General features: G+C 72.1%; 21 protein-coding genes and 1 pseudogene. 10 read left to right on the forward strand and 12 right to left on the reverse strand.

The genetic code is table 11. The features are described 5' to 3' along the window. Positions 1–76: 76 nt before the first annotated feature. Positions 77–949, reverse strand: a complete 873-nt coding sequence (locus IE241_RS20240) for an RNA polymerase sigma factor SigF (RefSeq protein ID WP_229899550.1) — start codon at positions 947–949, stop codon at positions 77–79. 273 nt (positions 950–1,222) lie between these two features. Here IE241_RS20240 and IE241_RS20245 point away from each other — a divergent pair, with 273 nt between their 5' ends. Continuing rightward, a complete protein-coding gene (locus IE241_RS20245) occupies positions 1,223–1,885 on the forward strand; it encodes an HAD family acid phosphatase (protein WP_190023188.1) in 663 nt (220 codons plus the stop codon). Positions 1,886–1,922: 37 nt separating this feature from the next. On the opposite strand, the gene IE241_RS20250 is transcribed toward IE241_RS20245, so the two are convergent. Further along, positions 1,923–2,186 carry a GlsB/YeaQ/YmgE family stress response membrane protein gene (locus IE241_RS20250; protein ID WP_190023189.1) on the reverse strand — a complete coding sequence of 88 codons (264 nt, stop codon included), beginning with the start codon at positions 2,184–2,186 and terminating at the stop codon, positions 1,923–1,925. Positions 2,187–2,347: 161 nt separating this feature from the next. On the opposite strand from IE241_RS20250, the gene IE241_RS20255 reads away from it, so the two are divergent. Continuing rightward, positions 2,348–2,767 (forward strand): ArsR/SmtB family transcription factor, encoded by a 420-nt coding sequence (locus IE241_RS20255; protein ID WP_190023190.1) that lies wholly within the window; start codon positions 2,348–2,350, stop codon positions 2,765–2,767. Next, complete coding sequence (locus tag IE241_RS20260) at positions 2,751–5,438, forward strand: HAD-IC family P-type ATPase (protein WP_190023191.1); 2,688 nt, start codon at positions 2,751–2,753, stop codon at positions 5,436–5,438. Before IE241_RS20255 ends, IE241_RS20260 begins: the two co-directional genes overlap by 17 nt. A gap of 121 nt (positions 5,439–5,559) precedes the next feature. Here IE241_RS20260 and sodN read toward each other — a convergent pair whose 3' ends face one another. After that, positions 5,560–5,955 (reverse strand): superoxide dismutase, Ni, encoded by a 396-nt coding sequence (gene sodN / locus IE241_RS20265; protein ID WP_168095046.1) that lies wholly within the window; start codon positions 5,953–5,955, stop codon positions 5,560–5,562. A 146-nt stretch (positions 5,956–6,101) separates the two neighbouring features. Between sodN and sodX the strand changes: the two genes are divergently transcribed. Continuing rightward, entirely contained in the window at positions 6,102–6,572 is a 471-nt protein-coding gene (gene sodX, locus IE241_RS20270) for a nickel-type superoxide dismutase maturation protease (RefSeq protein WP_190023192.1), read from the forward strand. Here the strand turns inward: sodX and IE241_RS20275 are convergent. Then, entirely contained in the window at positions 6,458–7,105 is a 648-nt protein-coding gene (locus IE241_RS20275; protein WP_190023193.1) for a CGNR zinc finger domain-containing protein, read from the reverse strand. The two genes, sodX and IE241_RS20275, sit on opposite strands and share 115 nt — an antisense overlap. A 101-nt stretch (positions 7,106–7,206) precedes the next feature. On the opposite strand from IE241_RS20275, the gene IE241_RS20280 reads away from it, so the two are divergent. Further along, entirely contained in the window at positions 7,207–7,968 is a 762-nt protein-coding gene (locus IE241_RS20280; protein WP_190023194.1) for a class I SAM-dependent methyltransferase, read from the forward strand. Between the two features lie 62 nt (positions 7,969–8,030). Here IE241_RS20280 and IE241_RS20285 read toward each other — a convergent pair whose 3' ends face one another. Continuing rightward, positions 8,031–9,467, reverse strand: coding sequence for a cellulase family glycosylhydrolase (locus tag IE241_RS20285; RefSeq protein ID WP_190023195.1), 1,437 nt, complete (start codon positions 9,465–9,467; stop codon positions 8,031–8,033). Between the two features lie 7 nt (positions 9,468–9,474). Further along, positions 9,475–10,437 (reverse strand): zinc-binding dehydrogenase, encoded by a 963-nt coding sequence (locus IE241_RS20290; RefSeq protein ID WP_190023196.1) that lies wholly within the window; start codon positions 10,435–10,437, stop codon positions 9,475–9,477. Positions 10,438–10,648: 211 nt separating this feature from the next. Here IE241_RS20290 and IE241_RS20295 point away from each other — a divergent pair, with 211 nt between their 5' ends. Next, positions 10,649–11,983 (forward strand): TolB family protein, encoded by a 1,335-nt coding sequence (locus tag IE241_RS20295; protein ID WP_190023197.1) that lies wholly within the window; start codon positions 10,649–10,651, stop codon positions 11,981–11,983. A gap of 115 nt (positions 11,984–12,098) precedes the next feature. Here IE241_RS20295 and IE241_RS20300 read toward each other — a convergent pair whose 3' ends face one another. Then, positions 12,099–13,310: an NAD(P)-dependent malic enzyme gene (locus tag IE241_RS20300; RefSeq protein WP_190023198.1), complete on the reverse strand. Its 1,212-nt coding sequence runs from the start codon at positions 13,308–13,310 to the stop codon at positions 12,099–12,101. Between the two features lie 622 nt (positions 13,311–13,932). Here IE241_RS20300 and IE241_RS20305 point away from each other — a divergent pair. The 3 genes and pseudogenes from IE241_RS20305 (at position 13,933) to IE241_RS20315 (ending at position 17,117) form a co-directional block, all read left to right on the forward strand. Further along, a complete protein-coding gene (locus tag IE241_RS20305) occupies positions 13,933–14,898 on the forward strand; it encodes an ABC transporter substrate-binding protein (RefSeq protein ID WP_190023199.1) in 966 nt (321 codons plus the stop codon). Between the two features lie 561 nt (positions 14,899–15,459). Further along, a pseudogene (locus tag IE241_RS20310) lies at positions 15,460–16,359 on the forward strand (amino acid ABC transporter permease); the annotation flags it as partial. Continuing rightward, complete coding sequence (locus IE241_RS20315; RefSeq protein ID WP_168092454.1) at positions 16,356–17,117, forward strand: amino acid ABC transporter ATP-binding protein; 762 nt, start codon at positions 16,356–16,358, stop codon at positions 17,115–17,117. The pseudogene IE241_RS20310 and the gene IE241_RS20315, both read left to right, overlap by 4 nt. Positions 17,118–17,189: 72 nt before the next feature. Here the strand turns inward: IE241_RS20315 and IE241_RS20320 are convergent, their stop codons facing one another. The 3 genes from IE241_RS20320 to IE241_RS20330 all read right to left on the reverse strand — a co-directional run bounded on the left by IE241_RS20320 (position 17,190) and on the right by IE241_RS20330 (position 19,799). After that, a complete protein-coding gene (locus tag IE241_RS20320) occupies positions 17,190–17,777 on the reverse strand; it encodes a Uma2 family endonuclease (RefSeq protein WP_229899534.1) in 588 nt (195 codons plus the stop codon). 178 nt (positions 17,778–17,955) lie between these two features. After that, on the reverse strand, positions 17,956–18,930 hold the full coding sequence (locus tag IE241_RS20325) for a PadR family transcriptional regulator (RefSeq protein ID WP_190023200.1): 975 nt from the start codon (positions 18,928–18,930) through the stop codon (positions 17,956–17,958). Next, entirely contained in the window at positions 18,930–19,799 is an 870-nt protein-coding gene (locus IE241_RS20330; protein WP_190023201.1) for a DUF4097 family beta strand repeat-containing protein, read from the reverse strand. Before IE241_RS20330 ends, IE241_RS20325 begins: the two co-directional genes overlap by 1 nt. 126 nt (positions 19,800–19,925) lie before the next feature. Between IE241_RS20330 and IE241_RS20335 the strand changes: the two genes are divergently transcribed. Beyond that, positions 19,926–20,744, forward strand: coding sequence for a hypothetical protein (locus IE241_RS20335; RefSeq protein ID WP_190023202.1), 819 nt, complete (start codon positions 19,926–19,928; stop codon positions 20,742–20,744). Positions 20,745–20,828: 84 nt separating this feature from the next. Here the strand turns inward: IE241_RS20335 and IE241_RS20340 are convergent, their stop codons facing one another. Both IE241_RS20340 and IE241_RS20345 read right to left on the reverse strand, forming a co-directional pair. Beyond that, positions 20,829–21,008 carry a DUF6104 family protein gene (locus IE241_RS20340; protein ID WP_004937694.1) on the reverse strand — a complete coding sequence of 60 codons (180 nt, stop codon included), beginning with the start codon at positions 21,006–21,008 and terminating at the stop codon, positions 20,829–20,831. Positions 21,009–21,140: 132 nt separating this feature from the next. Further along, positions 21,141–24,630, reverse strand: a 3,490-nt coding sequence (locus IE241_RS20345; RefSeq protein WP_190023203.1) for a multifunctional oxoglutarate decarboxylase/oxoglutarate dehydrogenase thiamine pyrophosphate-binding subunit/dihydrolipoyllysine-residue succinyltransferase subunit, incomplete at its 5' end; no start/stop codon positions are given.

Consider the following 24,630-nt stretch of genomic DNA (forward strand, 5'->3'; position numbering starts at 1 on the left):
GCGAGGCCGAGCCCCTTCGCCTCTTCGGCTTCTTCGCCGACGCCGCCCGGGCCGGCCCGGGGCGCCCCGCCAGCGACTACTTGTGTCCCAGCATCCCCGCCCGCAGCCGCGTCAGGATCCTCGTCAGCAGCCGCGACACGTGCATCTGCGAGATGCCCAGCACCGCGCCGATCTCGGACTGCGTCATCTCCCCGCCGAACCGCATCCGCAGGATCTGCCGGTCGCGTTCGTCGAGCTCGGCGACGAGCGGTTTGAGCGCGTGCAGGTTCTCGACGCCTTCGATGGCGGGGTCGAGCCCGCCCAGACGGTCGGCGTAGGTGGTGCCGGACTGCTCGGGGCCGTCGTCCACGGGGACGTCGATGGAGCCGGCCGTGTAGCCGTTGCCGGCGACGATGCCCTCGACGACCTCCTCGCGGCTGAGCCCGAGGTGCTCGGCCAGCTCGGCGGGCGTCGGCGAGTGGTCCAGCTCCTGCGAGAGCTCACCGGTGGCCTTGGCCAGCTCGACGCGCAGCTCCTGCAGCCGCCGCGGAACGTGCACCGACCAGCCGGTGTCGCGGAAGTGCCGCTTGATCTCACCCACGATGTAGGGCACGGCGAAGGTGGTGAACTCCACCTCGCGCGAGAGGTCGAACCGGTCGATCGCCTTGATCAGGCCGATCGTGCCGACCTGGATGATGTCCTCCATCTGGTCGCCGCGGCTGCGGAACCGGGAGGCGGCGAAGCGGACGAGCGAGAGGTTGATCTCGATGAGGGTGTTCCGCGCGTACTGGTACGCGTGCGTGCCCTCCTCCAGTTCCCGCAGGCGTGCGAAGAACAGCCCGGACAGTGCGCGGGCGTCGCGAGGCGCCACTGTGGACGCGTCCTCGATGTACGGCAGCCCCCCGACCGCTTCTTCGAGGTGCTGCGGAGCAGTCCCCGAATGCCCTGTCGTAACCGTGGATGCCGTGATGGTCACATCGTCCTCCCCAGATCCGTAGGTGACCCCCGAGCGCCTACCCGGAGACCCGTGGCCCATGCATGCCGGTTCGCGGAAGTGCACACAAGCGGAAGGGGAGCGGAGGGAGAGCGGGAGGGAGGGGGGCGGAATGAGAGGGAGGGGGGGAGGGAGAACTGACGAAGCGACGGCGACGGGAACCGGACGCACGTGGTGGGCGGCCCGGTGACGCCCGGCGGTCACCCGCCCGTTCCCCGCCCGTCACCGGCGGGCGTGAGCATGCCATCCATGACCGCACCGATACCGGCCCGCCGCGCCGCAGTTGCCCTCGCCGTCACCGCCCTGACCACGGCCGCGACGGTCGTCACCACGACGGACGCGACCGCGGCCCCCGCCGCCCGCCCGGCCGCGGCCGCCGCGGCGAGCGCCTCGTGGACCTCCGGGCCCGCGGGGCTCAAGGGCGTCGACTACGCCGTCTGGCAGCGCGACGTGCAGGCCGTCATCGACCGGGCCCTGCCCTACGTCAAGGAGCGCACCGAAAACGCGCACGGCCGGAAGCAGGCCGTCGTCCTCGACATCGACAACAGCTCCCTGGAGACCGACTTCCACTGGACGTACCCCACGCCGGCCATCGCCGCGGTGCTGGACCTGACGCGTTACGCGCACGCGCGGGGCGCCGCGATCTTCTTCGTCACCGCCCGCCCCGGCATCCTCGACTCGCTCACCGAGCACAACCTGCGCGAGGTCGGCTACCCCGTCAGCGGCCTGTACGTACGGCACCTCCCGGACCTCTTCCAGGACGTGAGCACGTACAAGACCGCCAAGCGCGCGGAGATCGAGAAGCAGGGGTACTCGATCATCGCGAACATCGGGAACAACACCACCGACCTCGTGGGCGGCCACGCGGAGCGGACCTTCAAGCTGCCGGACTACGACGGCAAGCTCTCGTAACTCTCGTAGCCCTCACAGCCGCCGGACCCCGTACGCCTCAGTGCCGCGCCTTCGCCCTGTCGAGCGCGGCCACGCCCAGCGCGGCCAGCCCGATCTGGATGAGCCACTCGATCCAGTCGACCCCCTTGGTGTCGTCGACGCCCAGCCAGTGGGCGATGGCCGCGCCCAGGAACGCGGCGGCGATGCCCACCACGATCGTCCACAGCACCCCGATGTGCTGGCGCCCGGGGACGACCAGCCGCCCGAGCACGCCGATGATCAGACCGATGACGATCGCACTGAAAATTCCGGAGATTTCCACGGGTCCCCCTTTTGCAGCCTGTTGTGGCCGTTCCGGACCGGTTGCTCTCGGTACTTCTGCCCAGCCGCCGGGCGGCGCATGTCCGCCCGTCCGCTCGCCGCACCCTGCCTAGACTGGTCGTGCCGGGCACAGGGACGCGCGGCAGGAACGGGAGAGCGACAGTGGCCGCAGGTGTCGGAAGCTTCGAGGACGTCGAAGAGGACTTCGGCGAAGGCCTCGGCGACCCCTCGGCGGACGTGCTCACCGAGGCCGCCGCGGCCTTCGGGCTGCTCGCCTCGCCCGCCCGGCTCCACCTGGTGTGGGCCCTCGCCCAGGGCGAGAGCGACGTCACGGCCCTCGCCGAGCGGGTGGGCGGCGCGCTCCCCGCGATCAGCCAGCACCTGGCGAAGCTGAAGCTGGCCGGGCTCGTGCGCTCGCGCCGCGAGGGGCGCCGCATGGTCTACCTCGTGGACGACCCGCACGTCGTCGCGATCGTCCGGCTGATGGTCGGCCAGCTCACCGACCGCGAGGCCGGGGCGGCGGCCGGTGCCGGCGGGCGCGGCGCCGCTCGTAGCGGGCGTCTCCATGGCCTGGGCGCCTGACCGCTCCGCCGCGCGAGGAGGCACCGGAACCACCACCGGAACCACCCTGGAGGTCCTGCGCGCGCTGGAGAGCGGGCCCCGCGGGCTGCCGGAGGCGGAGGCCGACGCACGGCTCGCGCGCCACGGCGAGAACGTCTTCCCCGGGCGCCGCCCCGACCCCTGGCCGCGCCGCTTCGCGCGCAGCCTGCGCGACCCCTTCACCGCCGTCCTCCTCTCCCTCGGCCTGGTGTCGGCGGGCCTCGCCGCCTGGGGCACCGCCTGTGTGATCGCCGTCCTCGTCACGGTCAGCTGTGTGCTGCGCGCGACCGGCGAGCACCGCGCCGACCGCTCGGCGGCCGCCCTGCGCGAGCTGCTGGCCACCACCGCGACCGTCCGCCGCCGCCCCGCGGAGACGGAGGAGCCGGTGACCCGCGAGCTGCCCGTCGAGCAGCTCGTGCCGGGCGACCTCGTCCTCCTCGCCCCCGGCGATCTCGTCCCCGCCGACCTGAGACTGCTGCGGACGACGGGCCTGACCGTGCACGAGGCGGCGCTGACCGGCGAGTCCGCGCCCGTGGCCAGGAGCGCGCCCGGCGACCTGTGCCTCCAGGGCGGCAGCGTCGTCTCCGGCAGTGCCACCGGCGTCGTCGTCGCCACCGGGGCGGACACCGTCCTGTCCGGGGCCGTGCCGCAGGAGCGCGGCCGTCGCCTCCCCGGCCCCTTCGACCGCTCCGTGAACGGCATCGCCTGGACCCTGGTGCGGTGCATGCTGCTCGTCGCGCCGCTGGTGCTGCTCGCGAGCGCGCTGGTACGCGGCCGCGGCATGGAGACGCTGCCGTTCGCCGTCGCGGTGGCGGTGGGCCTCACCCCCGAGATGCTGCCGGTCGTCGTCACGACCGCCCTGGCGCGCGGTGCCGCCCTCCTCGCGCGCGGCGGCGAGGTGATCGTCAGACGGCTGCCCGCCCTGCACGACCTCGGCGCCGTCGACGTGCTGTGCGTCGACAAGACGGGCACGCTCACCCAGGACCGGCCGGTGTTCGCCTGCGCGGTCGACGCGGAGGGCCGCGACGACCCGGCCGTGCTGCACTGGGCCGCCGTGGCCGCCCTCTGGACGCTGCACCTCGCCGAGCTGCCCGCCCCGGACGCCCTCGACGAGGCGCTTCTCGACGCGGACGAGGAGCGGGGCGGCGGCGCGGACGGCGTCGAGGGCCTCGTCGCGCTGCCCTGCGGCCCGGGGCGCCGCATCGCCTCGGCCCTGGTCCGGGTGGCAGGCGGCGAGCCGGGCACTCTGCCGGACCTCCTGCCTGATCCCGTGCCGGGCTCCCTGTGGGGCTCCCTGCCGGGCAACGTCCGCCCGCTCCAGCCGCTCCGCCCGGCCGGGGGCGCCCCCGCGGGCCGGTACGTGCTCGTGGTGAAGGGCGCCGCGGAGGACGTCCTGGAGCGGTGCACGCGCGTGAGCGACGAAGGCCACGCCCGGGTCATCAGCGCTGCCGACCGTACAAGACTCGCCGCCCGGGCCGACGCCCTCGCCGGGAGCGGGCTGCGGGTGCTCGCCGTCGCCCTCGCCGAGCGGCCCGCGAGCACGAGCCCGTACGCGCCCGAGGACGAGCGGGAACTCACCCTCGTCGGCTTCGCCGGGCTGCAGGACGCCCTGGCGCCCACCGCCGCGGAGGCCCTGGCCGTCCTCGCCGGGCGCGGCGTGACCGTCAAGGTCGTCACCGGCGACCACCCGGGCACGGCCGCCCGGGCCTGCCGCGAACTGGGCCTGGACCCCGGCGAACCCCTGACGGCCGCCCGGATCGACGCCGCCGACGACGCCGAACTCGCCCGGCTCGCGGCCCGCACCACCGTCTTCGCCCGCTGCGCGCCCGAACACAAGGCCCGCGTCGTCCGCGCCCTGCGCACCGGCGGCACCACGACCGGCTTCCTCGGCGACGGCGTCAACGACCTCGCCGCGCTCCACGCCGCCGACGTGGGCATCTGCCCGCGGGACGGGGTGGCCGTGGCGCGCGAGGCGGCCGACGTGGTCCTCGCGTCGAAGGACCTCACCGCCCTCGACCGGGCCGTCGTCACCGGCCGCCGCAGCACCGGGCACATCACGGCCTACCTGCGCATCACGCTCTCGTCCAACCTCGGCAACGTCATCGCGATGCTGGCCGCGGGCCTGCTGCTGCCGTTCCTGCCCATGCTGCCCGCGCAGGTGCTCGTACAGAACCTCTGCTTCGACGCGGCCCAGCTCGCCCTCGCCTTCGACCGTCCCGGCGCCGCCGCCCACCTGCGCCCCGTGGTGCTGCGCCCGCGCGCCCTCTTCCGCTTCATGACGCGATTCGGCCTGCTGAACGCCACCGCCGACCTCGCGACCTTCGGCGTGCTCGCCCTCTCGGTGCACTCCCTCGGCGCCGAGGAGGGCCAGGCGGCCTTCCACGCAGGCTGGTTCACGGAGAACCTGCTCACCCAGGCCCTGGTGATGCTCCTGCTCCGCGCGGGCAGGGACGCGGCCGAACGCCGGGCCCCACTGCCGGTCCGCCTGGCAACCGCCGGCCTCGCCGTCGTGGGCCTGCTCCTGCCCCTGTCCCCCCTGGGCCCGGCCCTGGGCATGACGGCCCTGCCGCCGCTGTACTACGCACTGATGGCCGTCGTCCTGACGCTGTACGGGACGGCGTTGGCGGCGGCACACAGGAAAGCCCGTACATAGCAGAGCCTGTATCCGGAAAAGCCCGCTATCCGGAAAAGCCCGCAAACAGCAGCGCACCCGGTCCGTTCCGGCCTCCCTCACGGGGGCCGGCGACCGGGTGCGCCTGCGCCATGCCGCCTGATCAGGCCTTCTTGGTCTCCCAGAAGATGCGGTCGATCTCGGCGATGTAGTCCAGCGCCTTCTGGCCCGTCTTCGGGTCGTTGGACGCCTTGGCCGCGCTCAGGGCCTTCAGGGTGTCGTTGACCAGCTGGTGCAGCTGGGGGTACTTCTCGAAGTGCGGCGGCTTGAAGTAGTCGCTCCAGAGCACCGAGACGTGGTGCTTGGCGAGCTCCGCGCGCTGCTCCTTGATGATGAGCGCACGGGCGCGGAAGTCCGCGTCCTCGTTCGCCTGGTACTTCTCCTGGACGGCCTTGACCGACTCTGCCTCGATGCGCGCCTGGGCGGGGTCGTAGACACCGCAGGGCAGGTCGCAGTGGGCGCTGACTCGCACCTTGGGTGCGAACAGGCGGGAGAGCATAAGAGCTGTCCTTCCTCGTGATCGTCTTCTCAGGTGCGAGATTACTCGGTGTGGGAAGGCTTTTCTCGGGTGCCCCGGGGGGCTTAGGACAAAAGTCCAGTGTCAGTCTGGGACTGGTGGAGGACGACGGACCGGGAGGTGCCGCGGTGCAGGAGCAGGTGGACGAGCGCGGGCAGGAGCTGGACCGCGAGCGCCGCGGACTGCTGCGGATCGGGCTGGCCGAGGTCTACAACCCGTCGATGGTGCCGACGCTGAACCCCGGGGACCAGCTGGTCGTCCAGTACGGGGCGGTGGTGCGGCCGGGTGACGTGGTGGTGCTGCGCCACCCGTTCCGGCAGGACCTGCTCATCGTCAAGCGCGCCGTGGAGCTGCGCGGGGGCGGCTGGTGGGTGCGCGGGGACAACCCGCTGGTGGAGAACGACAGCCGGGAGTTCGGGGTGGTGCCGCAGGAGCTCGTGGTGGCCCGCGCGCTGGTGCGGCTGCGACGGCCCCCGCAGGCGGGTCAGCGCTCGGCGGGCGCGCTGCTGTCGTGGCTGGCCTCGGCGCTCAGGCCGGTGCGGTCGCTGCCCGCCGGGGCCTCGGCCGCGCGGCTCTCCAGGCGCTTGCGGGCCCGGTAGGCGGCGACGTTGGCCCGGGTGGCGCAGCGGTCGGAGCAGTAGCGGCGCGAGCGGTTGGTCGAGGTGTCGAGGTAGGCGTTGCGGCAGGGCGTGGCCTGGCAGATGCCGAGCCGGTCCACGCCGTACTCCGTCAGGTGCACGGCGAGGCCCATGCAGGCGGTGGCGGCGTACGAGGCGCCCGCGTTGGCCGCGTGGTCGGCGATGTGCATGTGCCACTTGGGACGGCCGTCCTCGTCGCGGTACTCGTGCCCGGAGACCTGCGGGCTGACCGGATACTCCATCAGCAGGGCGTTGAGCAGGTCCACGGCGCGCACCTCGTCGCCCTCGGCGGCGGCCTCGAAGACCGCGCGCAGCCGGGCCCGGACGGCCCTCAGCCGGGTGACGTCGCTGTCGCTCGCGCGCCGTGCCGCCTGGGCGCTGGGCCCGAAGAGCTCGCGCACGGCCTCGACGGAGGTCAGGGTGTCGGTGGCGCGCGCGGGCTCTTCGCTGTTGACCAGCCGCACAGCGAAGTCCGAGTAATAGGCCAGTTCCACTTGTGGTCCTTACGGAGTGCGGTCTAGGGTCGGGGCACCGGCCTGTAATGGTCGGTGTACGACCGAGGGTATTACACGGTGCGACCCGTTGGAGGAACCTCATGACCGAGGCCGTCGTCGGCACGGACTGGAAGGCCTGGCAGGACAGCTGGGACCGGCAGCAGGAGTGGTACATGCCCGACCGCGAGGAGCGGTTCCGGGTCATGCTCGACATGGTCGAGGCCTTCGCGGGCCCCACACCCCGCGTGCTCGACCTCGCCTGCGGCACGGGCACCATCACCGCCCGCCTGCTGGACCGCTTCCCCGGAGCCGTCTCCACCGGCGTCGACCTGGACCCGGCCCTGCTGGCCATCGCCCGCGGCACCTTCGCCGGCGACGACCGCGTCCGGTTCGTCACCGCGGACCTCAAGGACCCGCAGTGGACCGGGCAGCTGCCCCACGCCTCCTATGACGCCGTGCTCACCGCCACCGCCCTGCACTGGCTGCACTCCGACCCCCTGCGCACCCTCTACGGACAGCTCGCCGGAGTCGTCCGCGAGGGCGGCGTCTTCCTCAACGCCGACCACATGCCGGACCCCGGCACGCCCCGCATCAACGAGGCCGAACGGACCCTGCGCCACGCGCGCATGGACCGCGCCAAGGCCGCGGGCGCGCTCGACTGGCGCGCGTGGTGGGAGCTCGCCGCCGCCGACCCGGTGCTCGCCGGGCCCACCGCCGAGCGCTTCGAGATCTACGGGGAGCACGCCGACGGCGACACCCCCTCCGCCGAGTGGCATGCGCAGACCCTGCGCGAGGCGGGCTTCGCGGAGGCCCGGACGGTCTGGAGCTCGCCCATGGACGCGATGGTGCTCGCGCTCAAGTAGCGGCAACGGACCGGGGCGGTACGGGATCTGTGCCCGTGCCGCCCCGGTGGTGACCGGTGCCGTCAGTCCGCCGTCACCGTCACCGCGGCCTCACCGCCTCCGGCGCCCGCCGTCACCCGCACCGTAGCCCGCTCCGCCGCCGGAACCCGCGTGGTGTCAGCCCGGGCCGGGCCCGTCACCTCGACGTGCCAGCCGCGCGGCGCCGGCGGCAGGATCAATTCCGTGGTGCCGTGCCGCCTCGGGGCGTATATCAGGCGGTAGACGCCCGACACCGGGCTGTAGAACGCGGACCGCACCGTCCCCGCCACGGCGGCCGCGTACGGCTCCGCCGTCCGGGACTTGTTGGGCTGGAAGATCCCGTGCTCGTCCATGGCGCAGTAGCCGCCGCCGTAGCACCACTGCCAGCTCGCCCAGCCGGTCGCGTAGCGGGACATGGACGTGAGGGCGTCCTCGTAGAAGCGGGCCATGTTCGGCAGGGAGCTGTCGAGCGGGCCCCACTCGCCGATGAAGACGGGGATGGCCATGGCGCGCGGATAGTGGACGACGGCCGCCTCGTACGCCTGCAGCCAGCCCGACGCCGGGTCGTAGTCGCGCCCGGCCTCCATGGCGGCGTTGTAGAAGTGCGGGGCGTAGACGACCTTGGGGTCGCGGATGCGGCCGAGGCCGGTCGGGACGCCCTCGCCGGCGGCGGGAGTGGGCTCGACGAACAGCCAGTGGCGGCGGTCGACGCGCCGGATCGCCTCGGCGATGCGCCGGTACATGGGAGTGATCCGCGTCGACTCGATGCGGCGGGCCGCGTCCGGGATGCTCTCGCCGGGGTGCATTCGGCCCATCGGCTCGTTGATCAGGTCGTAGCCGAACACGGCGGGGTGGTCCGCGAGCCGCCCCGCGAGGACCTGCCACATGCGGGCCTGGGCGCGGCGCAGGTCCTCGTCCTGGTAGAGGTGTTCGAAGGCGGCCTGCACGGCCGGTTCGAAGTACTCGGCGAACCAGTCGTCGGGGTGGGGCCGGTAGGGCAGGCCGTCGGTGCGGGTGGCCCAGGCGGGGATGCCGCGGTGGCTGCCGAAGGCGGGCCCGTAGACGTCCTGGTGGGCGTCGATGACGACGCGGACGCGGTACTTGTGCGCCCAGTCCAGCACGCGTTCGATCTTGCGGAGGTAGGGCGTGCTGTAGTGGCCGGGCCGCGGCTCCAGGTCGTCCCAGAAGACCGCGAGGCGGGCGAGGTTGAAGCCCTGCGCGGCCATGTCGCGCAGGGAGCGCTCCGTGATGTCCGCGAGGGCCTCGTCGCCGCGGTGCTCCTTGTCCGCGAGGTTCCAGCCGCGCAGGGTGAGGGTCCGGCCCTGCTCGTCGGTGAGCGGCGGGATGCCCGGGGCCGGGGCATCCGGGGCCGGGGCGGCGCCCGGGTCCGTACGGGCCTCCGCCGGGGCCCCGGGCGTCAGAAGCAGCAGGACGGCGGCAGCGGCGAGGAACGCCGCCTTGCGCAAGCGTCTCTTCGGCATCCGCCGTTCATACCTGGAGCACGACCTTGCCGAACAGGTCGCCACCGGCCATCTTTTCGAGTCCCTCGCGCGCCTGGTCCAGCGGCAGGACGGAGTCGATGACGGGCCGTACGCCGTGCGCCGCGCAGAAGCTCAGCAGGTCCGCCAGCTCCTCCTTGGAGCCCATGGTCGAGCCGACGACCTTCAGCTCCAGGAAGAAGATGCGGTTGAGCTCGGCGGCCGGCGGGTTCGGCCCGCTCGTCGCGCCGGAGATCACCAGGGTGCCGCCGGGCTTGAGGGACTTGACCGAGTGCGACCAGGTGGCGGCGCCGACGGTCTCGATGACGGCGTCCACCCGGTGCGGCAGCCGCGCCCCCGGCTCGTAGGCGCCCTCGGCGCCCAGCTCCACGGCGCGCTCGCGCTTGGCGGCGTCGCGGCTGGTCGCGAAGACGCGCAGGCCGGCCGCGGCGCCGAGGACGATCGCGGCGGTGGCCACGCCGCCGCCCGCGCCCTGCACCAGGACGCTCTGGCCGGGGCGCACGCCGGCGTTGGTGAACAGCATGCGGTACGCGGTCAGCCACGCGGTCGGCAGGCAGGCGGCCTCCTCGTAGCTGAGCTCCTTGGGCTTGGGCAGCACGTTCCACGCGGGGACGGCGACCCGCTCGGCGAAGGTGCCCTGGTAGCGCTCGGTGAGGATGGAGCGCGGCTCCAGCGGGCCCACGCCGTGGCCGGTCTGGCCGATGACGGAGTGGACGACGACGTCGTTGCCGTACTCGTCGACCCCGGCGGCGTCGCAGCCGAGGATCATCGGCAGCGCCTCCTCGCCGAGCCCCACCCCGCGCAGCGACCACAGGTCGTGGTGGTTGAGGGAGGCGGCCTTGACGTGGACGACCGTCCACCCGGGGGGCGCCTCGGGCTCGGGGCGCTGCCCCAACTCGAGTCCGTTGAGCGGCTGGTCACGGTCGATGCGTGCGGCGTAGGCGGCGAACATGGTCCGAACCTAGCCGCGCCGCCTGCCGTGCGGAACCACGCCACGATGTGACGCGCGCCGCGCCGCGCGCCCGTCCAGTCACCCCTGTCGCAACGGCCGTATCCGCAGCGGAGACTGCGCCTCCTCGTTGACCGGGCGCAAGGCCCGGGGGTTGGCTTCGGATGGCCCGCGCCCGCCGGTGCGGGCCGTCACCGAGGGGGTTCAGACGATCATGCGTCATCTCAGACGGGCCGTCGTCGCCGCGGCCGTCGCAGCAGCCTGCGCGGCCCTCCTGCCCGCGGCAGGTGCAGCTTCCGCCGCGGCCCCGTACCGCGCCCCGCGCATCGAGCGGGTGAGCGTCGCGAGCGACGGCACCCAGGCCGACGCGGAGTCCTACGGCGCCTCGCTCAGCGCCGACGGCCGCACCGTGGTCTTCCTGTCCCGCGCGGGCACGCTCGCGCCCGGCGCCGGGCCCACCGGGCACGTCTTCGTGAGGGACCTGGCGACGGGCAGGACCGAGCTGGTCAGCGCGGCGAGCGACGGAACCCCGGCCGACAGCGGGTCCTCCTCGCCGTCGATCAGCGGCGACGGGCGGTACGTCGTCTTCGACTCCGGCGCCGACCTCGCCCCGGGCAGCAACCCGGGCGGCTCCGACGTCTTCGTCCGCGACCGCCGGACCGGGCGGACGGAGGTGCTCGTCAGGAACCGCACCGCCGGGGGCGGCTCGAACCACTCGCCGGTCATCAGCACGAACGGCCGCTATGTCGCATTCGTCTCCGGCCGCGACGACCTCGTGCCGGGCGACACCAACCAGCGGGAGGACGTCTTCGTCCTCGACCGGTGGCGCGGCACCACGCAGCGGGTGAGCGTCGCGAGCGACGGCACCCAGGCCGACGGCATGTCCGGCTACCCCGTGATCAGCGCGGACGGCAGCCGGATCGGCTTCCGGACGGCGGCCGGCAACCTGGTCCCGGGCACGTCGCGGAAGCCCGCCAGGGGGCTCGCCCGGCCCGGCCTCTACGGGTTCTACGTGCACGAGCTGCGCACCGGGCGCACCCAGCGCGCGGCCGAGACGTACGACGGCCTGCCGGCGCTGGTCACCGGCGGCACCGGCCTCAGCCCCGACGGCCGCTATGCCCTCTTCTCCAGCCCCGAGCAGGTCGTGGCGGACGACACCAACGGCGCCCAGGACGTCTACGCGAAGGACCTGCAGACCGGCACCACGCGGCGCGTCAGCCTCGCCGCGGACGGCTCCCAGGCCGACGGCGCCTCCTACGGGGGCGCCGCGATGAGCGCCGACGACGAGCGGGTGTTCTTCGCCTCCGACGCCGCCAACCTGGTGCCCGGGGACACCAACGGCCGGCAGGACGTGTTCGTACGGAACCTGCGGACCGGCGCCGTGGAGCGGCTCAACGTCGCCGCCGACGGCACCCAGGACAACGGGAACGCGGGCGAGGTCAGGACCGACCTGCTCGGCCGGACCGCCGTCTTCAACAGCTGGGGCAGCGGCCTGGTCCCCGGCGACACCAACGGCACGGGCGACGTGTTCGTCCGGCGGCTCGGCTGATACGGCGACGTCACCGGGTGGGCGATACGGCGACCCGGCGATACGGCGACCGGGCCGCACCCCCGGGTAAGGAGGTGCGGCCCGGTTCGTACACGTACGGCGTCGGGTACGGGCGTCAGCGCCGCGCGACACCCTCCGCGCGCGCGGCGGCCGCGACGGCGGCCGTCACCGCCGGGGCCACCCGCTCGTCGAACGGCGACGGGATGACGCACTCGGCGCTCAGCTCGTCCGCGACGACGGCCGCGAGGGCCTCCGCGGCGGCGAGCTTCATGCCCTCCGTGATGCGGGAGGCCCGCACCTGCAGGGCGCCCGCGAAGATGCCCGGGAAGGCCAGGACGTTGTTGATCTGGTTCGGGTAGTCGCTGCGGCCGGTGGCGACGACGGCCGCGTACTTGTGGGCGACCTCCGGGTGGATCTCCGGGGTGGGGTTGGCCATCGCGAAGATCAGGGCGTTCTTCGCCATCGTGGCCACGGCCTCCTCCGGGACCGTGCCGCCCGAGACGCCGATGAAGACGTCCGCGCCGTCCAGCGCCACCGCCAGGGGACCCGTGAGCCCGGCCTTGTTGGTGAAGCCAGCCAGGTCGCGCTTGACCTCGGTGAGGTCCTCGCGGTCGCCCGAGACGATGCCCTTGCGGTCGCAGACGGCCACGTCGCCGATGCCCGCTTCCACCAGGATCCTGGCGATCGCGACGCCGGCCGCGCCCGCGCCCGAGATCACGGCGCGCAGCTCGCCGAGCGTCCGGCCGGTGAGCTTGGCCGCGTTGCGCAGGGCGGCGAGGGTGACGACGGCCGTGCCGTGCTGGTCGTCGTGGAAGACGGGGATGTCCAGCCGCTCCTGGAGCTTGCGCTCGACCTCGAAGCAGCGCGGCGCGGAGACGTCCTCCAGGTTGATGCCGCCGAAGGAGGGCGCGAGGCGCGCGACGGTCTCGACGATCTCGTCGACACCGCGGCAGTCGAGGGCGATGGGGACGGCGTCGACGCCGCCGAACTGCTTGAAGAGGATCGCCTTGCCCTCCATCACGGGCAAGGAGGCCTCCGGGCCGATGTCACCGAGCCCGAGCACCGCGCTGCCGTCCGTGACCACGGCGACGACCTGGGACTTCCAGGTGTAGTCGTGGACGAGCTCCGGCTGCTCCGCGATGGCGCTGCACACCTTGGCCACGCCGGGCGTGTAGGCGAGGGACAGATCGTCCCGGTCGCGCACGGGCACGGTCGCCTGGACGGCCATCTTGCCGCCCCGGTGCAGCGCGAACGCCGGATCGAAGAACTCGTCGCGAGTATCGTCCGGACCGCTGTCGCTGCGAGGATTCACGATCTCCGCTGCCACTTTATTTGACCCCTTTGTCGAATGTCCGTCGAGGGTATCCGCCCTGGGTTGCGGGGCGGGTCGGGCTTCGGGTCCGTGTCCGGCCACCGAGATGACCTCCGCGCGTGGGGTTGATGCCGCGCGGTCCGGATCCGTATGCCGGGCGCGCCGCACACGCGCCCTCGACCCCTTGGTACGGGGTATAGCTGGTCTTTCTATCAAATGAGCGCTGCGGCCTACGAGTGAGTTCCCGCTGACTTGCCGCGGCGCGGCCGGAAGCGGCCCGGTTTGCGGGCCGGAACGGTGTCAACTGGGGGCATAAGTCCACGGACTGAGACAGAGCGCGCGTGACATACGTCTCGCACCGGCGCCCCACAGAAGAGGAAGCCTTGAGTCCGGTACTCCGTACGGAGCTGGTACCGACCCGATACGGCACGGGGATCGCCCGTTATCCGATTTTGACATAGCGAGGCCCCCGAATGGTGCAGTCCGGATGGCAAGATGCCCCAATCACACGAGGTCGCGACATCCAAGGGTGTGTGCTCCGCGCTTCGTGCGTCATCAGCGTTTTCCTGTGTTTGTTCTGTGTCTGTCCAACAGTCGGCTCCTTGGGCCACCCCCTCACCCGCAGGAGGAACCAGCAATGACCGCAAGCTCCACCCCTCGCACGGCTGCCGCCAGGAGTCGTTTGGCCGCGGCCGGCGCGATCGCGGTCGCCGGCGCCCTGCTGCTCACCGGCTGTGGCGACCAGCGGGACAAGACCGGCAACGAGGCCGGCCAGAGCGCCCAGGGCTCCAAGGCCCCCCTCTTCGACAAGCTGCCGAAGAAGATCCAGGACTCCGGCGTCATCAAGGTCGGTTCGGACATCGCCTACCCGCCGGTGGAATTCAAGAAGGAGGGCAAGGTCGTCGGCATCGACCCCGACATCGCCGCCGCCCTGGGCAAGGAACTCGGCGTGAAGGTCGAGTTCAACAACGGCACCTTCGATGCGCTGCTGACCGGTCTGCGATCCAAGCGTTACGACATCGCGATGTCCGCGATGACCGACACCAAGGACCGCCAGGACGGCGTGGACCCCAAGACCAAGAAGAAGGTCGGCGAGGGCGTCGACTTCGTCGACTATTTCAACGCCGGCGTCTCGCTCTACACGAAGAAGGGCGAGACCAAGGACATCAAGGGCTGGGAGGACCTCTGCGACAAGAAGGTCGCGGTCCAGCGCGGCACGGTCTCGCACGACCTGGCCAAGTCCCAGTCCGAGAAGTGCGAGAAGGACGACAAGGGCTCCATCTCCATCGAGGCCTTCGACACCGACCTCGAGGCCCAGACCCGGCTCAAGGCCGGCGGCGTGGACGCCGTCTCCAGCGACTTCCCGGTCGCGGCCTACGCGGTCAAGACCTCGGGCGGCGGCAACGACTTCGAGACGGTCGGCGACCAGGTCGAGGCCGCGCCGTACGGCATCGCCGTCGCGAAGGAGAACACCCAGCTGCGGGACGCCCTGAAGACGGCGCTCGAAGCGATCATCAAGAACGGTGCGTACGGGAAGGTCATCACGACCTGGGGCGTCGACGCCGGCGCCGTCAAGGAAGCCAAGATCAACGGCGGTTCCTGACGAGGCGCTGCCGCGCGGGCGCGTCCCGCTGCGGTTTCCCCCGTCCCCCTCGACCTCGTACGGATCTGCTGAAAGGCACTCCCCGTGACTTCTTCCCCTGACTCCCCGTCGCCCGACAAGCCCGACGGGAAGGAACCCACCGAGGCGGCCGAGGCCGCGGAGGCGGCGAAGGCCGCCGAAACCGGCAAGGACGCGGCCGCCGCGGAGGCGGCTGACGCCGCGAAGCCGGCCGACTCGGACAAGCCGGCCGAGGCTGCGAAGTCCGCGGACGCGGACAAGCCCGCCGAGGCCGCGGACGCAGGCAAGTCGGCCGACGCCGACAAGGCCGGCGAGCCCGCCGACGCCGACGCCGACAAGGCCGCTGCCGCGGACAAGCCGGCTGATGCCGATAAGTCCGACAAGCTTGCGAAGTCCGCGAAGCCCGCGGACGCCGGCAAGGCCGACAAGCCCGCCGAGGCCGGAAAGTCCGGCGAAGCCGGCAAGGCCTCTGAGAAGGGCGACCCCGCCGGAGGCGACGCCGACGCCAAGAAGGCCGCGGCCGCCACCGCCACCGCCACCGCGACCGTCCCCGAGGCGATCAAGGCGATCCCCGTCCGGCACTACGGTCGCTGGATCTCCGCCGTCGTCGTCCTCGGCCTCCTCGGGCTGCTGGTCAACGCGTTCGCCTCGGCGAAGGTCCACTACAGCACCATCCCGGACTACCTGTTCGACTCGACGGTCGTCGAGGGTCTGGGCAAGACGGTCCTGATCTCGGTGCTCGCCATGCTGCTGGGTCTCGTCGGCGGCATCCTGCTCGCCGTGATGCGGCTGTCGAAGAACCCGGTGACGTCCTCCGTCTCCTGGGCCTATATCTGGTTCTTCCGGGGCACCCCGGTCTACGTCCAGCTGCTGCTGTGGTTCAACCTCGCGCTGATCTTCCCGTACATCAACCTCGGCCCCATCTACCGGGACGAGATGAGCGACTTCATGACGCCGTTCATGGCCGCGCTGCTCGGCCTGGGGCTCAACGAGGCCGCCTACATGTCCGAGATCGTGCGGGCCGGCATCAAGTCGGTCGACGAGGGCCAGACCGAGGCCGCGCACGCGCTCGGCATGAGCCAGGCCCGGACGCTGCGCCGGATCGTGCTGCCGCAGGCGATGCGGGTCATCGTGCCGCCGACCGGCAACGAGTTCATCAACATGCTCAAGACCTCGTCGCTGGCAGCCGCCGCGGCCCAGTATCTGGAGCTACTGCGCTCCACGTCCGACATCGGGCAGACCACCGGCGCCCCGGTGGAGATGCTCTTCCTCGCGGCCACCTGGTACCTGATCCTCACCAGCATCTTCAGCGTCGGCCAGTTCTACCTGGAGCGGCGTTACGCCCGCGGTTCCCTGCGGACCCTGCCGCTCACCCCGTGGCAGAAGGTCAAGGCCAACCTGTCCTCCTTCAGCAACCGTCCCAAGGGAGGCGTCAGCGCATGAACGCGATGGTGAAGGCCGAGGGCGTCCACAAGTCCTACGGCGCCGTGCAGGTCCTCAAGGGCATCGACCTCGAGGTCGCCCCGCGCGAGGTGTTCTGCCTCATCGGCCCCTCCGGCTCCGGCAAGTCCACCTTCCTGCGGTGCATCAACCACCTGGAGCAGGTGAACGCGGGCAAGCTGTACGTCGACGGCCGCCTGGTGGGCTACCGCCAGCAGGGCGACAAGCTCTACGAGCTCAAGGACAGCGAGGTCGCCAAGAACCGCCGGGACATCGGCATGGTGTTCCAGCGCTTCAACCTCTTCCCGCACATGACGGCGCTCGCGAACGTCATGGAGGCGCCGGTCCAGGTCAAGGGCGAGACGAAGGCCGTCGCCCGGGAGCGGGCGAAGAAGCTCCTCGACCGGGTCGGCCTCGGCGACAAGGCCGAGAACTACCCCTCGCAGCTCTCCGGCGGCCAGCAGCAGCGCGTCGCGATCGCGCGGGCGCTGGCGATGGAGCCGAAGCTGATGCTCTTCGACGAGCCCACCTCGGCGCTCGACCCGGAGCTCGTCGGTGACGTCCTGGACGTCATGCGCGGCCTGGCCGAGGACGGCATGACCATGATCGTGGTGACCCACGAGATGGGCTTCGCCCGCGAGGTCGGCGACTCGGTGGTCTTCATGGACCAGGGCGTGGTGGTCGAATCGGGCAACCCGCGCGACGTCCTCACCAACCCGCAGCACGACCGGACGAAGGCGTTCCTGTCGAAGGTGCTGTAGCGGTCGGCGGTACGGAAACGGGCGGGTGTACGGGAGAAGTCCCGTACACCCGCCCGTCCGGCGTCGCAGCCGTCAGTCGCGGGGAAAGCGGTCCGTCTGCAGGGTCATGCCGAGGAGGGTGTCGGTGAGGTCGACGGGCTGGCCGAAGTCCAGCTTCAGGCGGCTGCGGTACTCGCCGTCCTTCGGCACCGTGTACAGGTGGCACAGCCCGGTGTACGGGTCCGCGATCAGGTAGACAGGGATCCCACTGGCGGCGTAGGCGTCCTTCTTCTTGCCGTAGTCGCTGTCGGCGGTCCCGCGGGAGATCACTTCGAGGACGAACTCGACGTCCTGGTAGCGCCAGTTCCCCTTCGCGTCCGGTTCGGCACCGTCGGAGACCTTGTAGAGGTCGGGAGCGAAGCCGTTTTTGTAGCCGGGCAGATCGAGCCGGACGTCCATTTCGAGCGTGCTGTCCGGACCGAATTCGGCCTCAAGCTGGCGCAGCACAATCCGGATGATGGCCGAGTGCGCGCGCCTCTGCGGCGACATCACAATTGCCCCCTCTACGATCTCGCCCTTGAATCCCTCGGGGACGATCTCGTAGAGAAGCTCGAACATCTCGTCGAAGCTTCGCTCTCCGTTCTCGGCCATCTCGGTCCTGTCGGTCAGTGCGATGGTCACCGTGACGCTCCTCCCCGCTGCCACTGGTTTCAGCAGCCGCGTGGTTCAACGATACGCACGATGTCCCGGCTACGCCGTAGCTCGTGTGGCCTGCCTCACGTGCGGGGCCTGAGCGGGCGGGTGCGGACGCGCCGGTAACAGCCGGGCCAGCCACCACGCCGTCGATCCTGTGGGCATGTCAGTCTCCCGGGCGGAGGAGGGCCATGATGCGGGTGGCCGCGTCGGCCAGGTGGCGGCGGGATTCGGCCAGTTGCTCCTGGGTCACGCCGTGGTCGCGGGCCGCGTCGCGGATGTCGTCGCGGAAGCGGTCGAGGAGGCGGTCCAGGTCGCGGGCCGGGTCCTTGGAGAGGCCGTCCGCGGCCTCGGCCCACTCCGGGGCGGGGCCCGCCGGGGGCTCGGGGCGCCGGGCGCCGTCAGTGCCCGCCGGACCGGCCGCATCCGCCGTACCCGCGGCGCCCGTCGTCCGGGCCGTGAAGGCGCCGAACTCCTTCGCCAGGGCGCTGACGCCTTCCGCGATGCCCGCCGGCCAGTCGCCGCGGCGCAGGTGTTCCTGCACCTGCTCCTGGACGCGCTCGGTGGCGCGCCGGACCTCCTCGCGGGCCCGTTCCTGGGCCTCCCGGGCCTGGTGGCGGGCCTGCTGGGCGTCCTGGCGGGCGCGCCGGCTCTCCTCCTTGGCCCGCCGGGTCTGCTCCTTCCACTGCTCCTTCGCCCGGCGGTAGTCCTCCTTGGCGCTGTCGAAGGGGTGCGAGTCCGCCCCCGCCCCCGCCCGGGTCTGCCGGGCGGCTTCGCGCATCTGGCGCCGCAGGTCGCCGGCGGCGCCCCGGACGTCCTCGCGGATGTCGGCCGCGAGCGCGGCGACGGATTCGCGGATCTCCAGTTCCAGCTCGGCCAGTTCGCCCTGCCGGCCGGCGAGTTCGGCGCGGCCGGCGGCGGTGATGGCGTAGACCTTGCGGCCGCCCTCGGTGGTGTGGGTGACCAGGCCCTCGGCCTCCAGCTTGGCCAGGCGCGGGTAGACGGTGCCGGCGGAGGGCGCGTACAGGCCCTGGAAGCGCTCCTCCAGCAGGCGGATGATCTCGTAGCCGTGGCGGGGCGCCTCGTCGAGCAGCTTGAGCAGGTACAGGCGCAGCCGGCCGTGGGCGAAGACGGGGGGCATCAGAGGACCTTTCCCCGGGCGGGGGCCCCGGCGGGGGCGTCCGTCCAGTCGTCGGCGTCCGGTCCGCGCAGCAGTGCGACGGCGCCGGAGAGGGTGGTGACCTTGATCCGGCCGTGGCCGCTGCCGAGCCGGCCGGTGATGTTCCTCGCGCCGAACTGGTCCTGGACCCGCAGCTCGCCGAAGGCGCAGGAGACCGGGCCGACCGTGGTGCCCGCCTCCACCGTCGCGTCCGCCGTGGCGGGCAGCCGGACGGCGACCTCGCCGGAGACGGAGGTGACCGCCAGGTCGGTGCCCGGCGCGGTGGGCGACAGGTCGATCACCACGTTGCCGCTGACCGAGTCGGCCTTGATCCGGCCGCCCGTGCACTCGACGACCGTGAGGTCGCCGGAGACGGCGTTGCAGCGGACGTCGCCACCGAGGCCCTGTGCTTCCACGCGGCCCGAGACCGTCTCCGTGCGGACGTCGCCGGTGAGGCCGACGAGCGTGGTGTCGCCGGAGACGCCCTGGACCTTCGTGCTGCCCGCGATGCCGGAGACCACGGTGCCCGCCCCGACGACGGTGACCGTGACGGACGCCTCCGCGGGCACGGTGAGGGTCACGTCCGCCGAGCGGTTCCAGCTCTTGCGGGAGAACCAGCCGAGGCGGGACTTCTGCGCCATGTCGTCGTACCCGACGGTCAGCCTGCCGCCCTGGTGGGCGACCTTCAGCGGCGGGCCGTCGATCCCCGTCAGCTCCAGGCGGGCCGGGCCGCCGTCCGCGCCGACGACGTTGACCGTGCCGTTCACGGCGCGCACGTCCAGCGCGGTGACCGGCCCCTCGAAGGCGATGTTCTGCGGTGTGGACAGTGACCACTCGGACTCGACCGGCATGCCGGGCCCCCTTCTGCTGGCATCGGACGGCGGAACGAGATACGGACTATATCGCGTCTTCCCTGAAACACGATATATCGCGGTCCCGCGAAGTCAAGCACTCCCCGCTTGGCATAGCGTGGTCGCATGTCCGCTACTGATCACAGCCGCGCGGCGGGGGTCCTGCTGCTCTGCCGGGCCGAGCCCGGCCGCGTCCGGCCCTCCGCCCAGCTCCTGAACGAACCGCTCCTCCTGGTCCCGGCCGGGGAGGGGTGGAGCGCGCTGATCCCCGGCAAGGACTCCTGGCGCACCGAGGGCACCGACCTCGCCACGGCCACCGCCGGCTGGGCGCACACCCTGGCCGTCGCCGAGCAGTGGCCCGTCGTGGGCCTGTGGTGGGATGCGCGCGGGGCGGGATTCGTGGTCGCGGCGGGCTTCCGGCGGACCGTGGGGTACGCATGGCTCGCCGACGGCACCCCGCTCGGCGAGGAGGCGGCCATGACCGCGCTGCGGGCCCGCATCGGGCTCGACCCGGTGCTCGACGGGGCCGCGCTCGACGGGCTCGCCCGGCCCGATGCGGACGCCGGCGCCGCCGCCCGGGTCCTCGGGCTGATCGCCGTCCTCTCCCGGACGGGCCTGGACCTCGCGCCCGGCCTCGCCCCGGGCGTCCCGGCCGACGGGCTGCGGGCCGCCGCGGGCGCGCACCCCGCGGCCGAGGCGGTCGACTGGCCGGGCTGGCGCGAGGCGGTGCGGACGGGGCTGCTGGACGCCGGGAGCGGGCGGCTCGGCGCCTGGACCCGCGGGCCGCGCGCCCGCGCCCTCGGCGCCGCGGAGATCGCGGCCGGGGCGGGCCTGGCCCTGTGGGGGCGGCGGAGCGGGCGACGGGGCGTGACGGCTGCCGGCGTCACGCTTCTCGCGGACGGGGCGTTGACGCTCGCGTACGACTGGTGGCGGGCTCGCGGCTGAGCGCCCCTGCGGGCCGGTGGGGGCTTGTCGCGCAGTTCCCCGCGCCCCTGACGGGGCGCAGCGACCCGCGCTTCCGGCGGAAGGCTACTCGTCGTCCTCGTCGTCCAGCCGCGCCAGCCACGTCGCCAGGCGCTCCACCGGCACCTCGAAGTCCGGGTTCAGGTCGACGAAGGTGCGCAGCTGCTCGGCCACCCAGCCGAGCGTGACCTCCTCCTCGCCCCGCCGGTTCTCCAGCTCCTCGATGCCGCGGTCGGTGAAGTACACGTTCTCTCCGTCGGATGATGTGGTTACGTCAGGCCAAGGATAGGACGGGCATCCACAACGGACCGGGCCCCCACCGCCTCGCGGCGATGGGGGCCCGGTCCGTACGGGAGACGACTCCGTCAGACGTCTCCGTCAGGCGTCGAACACCTCGTTGATCAGCGTCTGCTGCTCGGCCTGGTGACGCTTGGCCGAGCCGACCGCCGGGGACGAGGAGTGCGGACGGGAGATCCGCCGCAGCCGCTCGCGGGCCGGGACGTCGGCGCCGACGGCCAGGTCCAGGTGGTCGATCAGGTTCAGCGCGATGAACGGCCACGCACCCTGGTTCGCCGGCTCCTCCTGCGCCCAGATGTACTTCTCGGCGTTCGGGAACTTGGCGATCTCGGCCTGGAGCTCCTCGCCCGGCAGCGGGTAGAGGCGCTCGATGCGGACGATGGCCGTGTCCGTGGCACCGCGCTTGGCGCGCTCGGCGGCCAGGTCGTAGTAGACCTTGCCGGAGCAGAAGACGACCTTGCGGACGTCCGCCGCGGCGACGGTGTCGTCACCGATGACCGGACGGAACCCGCCGCTCGTGAACTCCTCCGCCTTCGACGCCGCGGCCTTCAGACGCAGCATCGACTTCGGGGTGAAGACGATCAGCGGCTTGTGGTGCGGGTTGTGGACCTGCCAGCGCAGCAGGTGGAAGTAGTTCGACGGCAGCGTCGGCATGGCGACCGTCATGTTGTTCTGCGCGCACAGCTGCAGGAAGCGCTCGACGCGGGCCGAGGAGTGGTCCGGGCCCTGGCCCTCGTAGCCGTGCGGCAGCAGCAGCGTGACACCAGAGGTCTGGTTCCACTTCTGCTCGGAGGAGGAGATGAACTCGTCGACGATGCTCTGGGCGCCGTTGACGAAGTCACCGAACTGGGCCTCCCACAGCACCAGGGCGTCCGGGCGGGCCAGCGAGTAGCCGTACTCGAAGCCCATCGCCGCGTACTCGCTCAGGAGCGAGTCGTAGACGTTGAAGCGGGCCTGCTCGTCGGAGAGGTAGAGCAGCGGGGTGTAGTCCTCGCCGGTCTCGCGGTCGACGAGCACCGCGTGGCGCTGGCCGAAGGTGCCGCGGCGGGAGTCCTGGCCGGCGAGCCGGACCGGGGTGCCCTCCATCAGCAGCGAGCCGAAGGCGAGGGTCTCGCCCATGCCCCAGTCGATCGTGCCGTCCTCGATGCTGGCGGCGCGGCGCTGCAGCTGCGGCACCAGGCGCGGGTGCACCGTGACGTTCTCCGGCGTGGTGACCTGCGACTCGGCGATCCGCTTGAGGACCTCCTGGGAGATCGCGGTGTTCACCGCCACCGGGAACCCGCCCAGCGGGGCCGGGACGGCGGCCGGAGCCGCCGCCGCGTCGGCGTCGCGGACCTCGACGAAGACCTTCTCCAGCTGGCCCTGGTAGTCCTGCAGGGCCTGCTCGGCCTCTTCCAGGGTGATGTCGCCGCGACCGATGAGGGACTCGGTGTACAGCTTGCGCACCGAGCGCTTCTTGTCGATCAGGTCGTACATCAGCGGCTGGGTGAACGAGGGGTTGTCCGACTCGTTGTGGCCCCGGCGGCGGTAGCAGATCAGGTCGATGACGACGTCCTTGTTGAACGCCTGGCGGAACTCGAAGGCGAGCCGCGCGACGCGGACCACGGCCTCCGGGTCGTCACCGTTCACGTGGAAGATCGGCGCCTCGATCATCCGGGCGACGTCGGTGCAGTACATCGACGAGCGCGAGGACTCCGGCGGCGCGGTGAAGCCGACCTGGTTGTTGATGACGATGTGCACGGTGCCGCCGGTGCGGTAGCCGCGCAGCTGCGACATGTTCAGCGTCTCCGCGACGACGCCCTGGCCCGCGAAGGCCGCGTCGCCGTGCAGCTGGACCGGCAGGACGGTGAAGTCCGTGCCCGCCTTGCCGATGATGTCCTGCTTGGCGCGGGCGATGCCCTCGACGACCGGGTCGACCGTCTCCAGGTGGGAGGGGTTGGCGGCCAGCGAGACCTTGATCTGCTCGCCGTCCAGGCCGGTGAAGGTGCCCTCGGCGCCCAGGTGGTACTTCACGTCGCCGGAGCCGTGCATCGACTTCGGGTCGAGGTTGCCCTCGAACTCGCGGAAGATCTGCGCGTAGGACTTGCCGACGATGTTGGCGAGGACGTTGAGGCGGCCGCGGTGGGCCATGCCGATGACGACCTCGTCCAGACGCGCCTCGGCGGCGGCGTCCAGCACCGAGTCCAGCAGCGGGATGACGGACTCGCCGCCCTCCAGGGAGAAGCGCTTCTGGCCGACGTACTTCGTCTGCAGGAAGGTCTCGAAGGCCTCCGCGGCGTTCAGCCGGCGCAGGATGCGCAGCTGCTCCTCGCGCTCGGGCTTGGAGTGGCCGCGCTCGACGCGGTCCTGGATCCACTTGCGCTGCTTGGGGTCCTGGATGTGCATGAACTCGATGCCGGTGGTGCGGCAGTACGAGTCGCGCAGCACGCCGAGGATGTCGCGCAGCTTCATCATGGACTTGCCGGCGAAGCCGCCGACCGCGAACTCGCGCTCAAGGTCCCACAGGGTGAGGCCGTGCTCGGTGATGTCGAGGTCGGGGTGCTTGCGCTGGCGGTACTCCAGCGGGTCGGTGTCGGCCATGACGTGGCCGCGGACCCGGTAGGAGTGGATCAGCTCGAAGACGCGGGCGGCCTTGGTGACGTCGTCGTCGTGCGAGGCGTCGATGTCCTTGAGCCAGCGGACCGGCTCGTAGGGGATGCGCAGCGCCTCGAAGATCTCGTCGTAGAAGCCGTTCTCGCCCAGCAGCAGCTGGGACATGATCCGCAGGAACTCGCCGGAGGCGGCGCCCTGGATCACCCGGTGGTCGTACGTCGAGGTCAGGGTCATGACCTTGGAGATGCCCATGCGGTTCAGGGCGTCCTGCGAGGTGCCCTGGAACTCGGCGGGGTAGTCCATCGCGCCGACGCCGAGGATCAGACCCTGGCCGGGCATCAGGCGCGGCACGGAGTGCACGGTGCCGATGCCGCCGGGGTTGGTCAGCGAGGCGGTGACGCCGGTGAAGTCGTCCATCGTCAGCTTGCCGACGCGGGCGCGGCGGACGATGTCCTCGTAGGCCTGCCAGAACTCGAAGAAGTTCAGCGTCTCGGCCTTCTTGATGGCCGCGACCACGAGCTGGCGGTCACCGTTCGGCTTGACGAGGTCGATCGCCAGGCCGAGGTTGACGTGCTCCGGCTTGACGAGGGTCGGCTTGCCGTCCTTCTCCGTGAAGGAGTAGTTCATCGACGGCATGAGCTTCAGCGCCTGCACCATGGCGAAGCCGATGAGGTGCGTGAAGGAGACCTTGCCGCCGCGGGCGCGCTTGAGGTGATTGTTGATCACGATGCGCTGGTCGAACAGCAGCTTCACCGGGACGGCGCGGACGGACGTGGCCGTCGGCAGCTCCAGGGAGGCGTTCATGTTCTTCGCGACCGCAGCGGCGGGGCCACGCAGCGTGACCAGCTCGGGGCCGGCGGCCGGCTCGGCCGGCTTCGCGGCGGCCGCCGGCTTGGCGGGCGCGGCCTTGGCCGCGGGCTTCGCCGGAGCAGGGGCCGCCGGGGCGGCCGCAGCGGCGGCGGGCGCGGCCGGGGCGGCC

Origin of the sequence: Streptomyces hiroshimensis (assembly GCF_014650335.1) — a bacterium.
In the GTDB taxonomy this organism is placed as follows: Bacteria; Actinomycetota; Actinomycetes; order Streptomycetales; family Streptomycetaceae; genus Streptomyces; species Streptomyces hiroshimensis.